Source organism: Streptomyces sp. B1866 (assembly GCF_031932565.1).
Lineage (GTDB): Bacteria > Actinomycetota > Actinomycetes > Streptomycetales > Streptomycetaceae > Streptomyces.
On record NZ_JAVSCF010000598.1, the window covers coordinates 1 to 509 of the forward strand.

General features: G+C 72.9%; 1 protein-coding gene. It reads left to right on the forward strand.

Features of this window, described 5'->3' with window-relative positions; translation table 11 throughout:
• Window positions 1–6 precede the first annotated feature (6 nt).
• The coding region (locus tag RKE29_RS30370) for a transposase (RefSeq protein WP_312008911.1) at window positions 7–509 on the forward strand (503 nt) is incomplete at its 3' end.

Below are 509 nucleotides of genomic sequence, written 5' to 3' on the forward strand. Positions count from 1 at the left end.
CCCCGGGTGAAGAAGCGTAGCGGGTCGTACCCGCCTGTCCGAGTCGAGGGCAACGGCCGTGCGGTGGTCTCGCAGGCCGGGGCGATACTGCTGGTGGAGACGGTCCGCAAGAGCGGCGTGGATGCTGCGTTGTCGGCGGCGCTCGCGCCGTGGTGCAGGCCGCGGGCGGTGCACGACCCGGGCAAGATCCTGCTGGACCTTGCGCTCGCGACCGCCCTGGGTGGGGACTGCCTGGCCGATGTCGCGATGCTGAGGGCCGAACCGGCCCTCTTCGGGCCGGTGGCCTCCGACCCGACCGTCTCCCGCCTGGTCGACGCGCTCGCCGCAGCGGGCTCTCGGGCACTGGCCGCCATCCGCGCCGCACGGGCCGACGTCCGCGACCGTATCTGGCAGTTGGCCGGGCCCGATGCGCCGCACGCCGACGGGCAGGTGATCGTGGACGTCGACGGCGTGCTGGTGCTGGCCCACTCCGACAAGGAGGACGCCACACGCACCTGGAAGAAGACCTA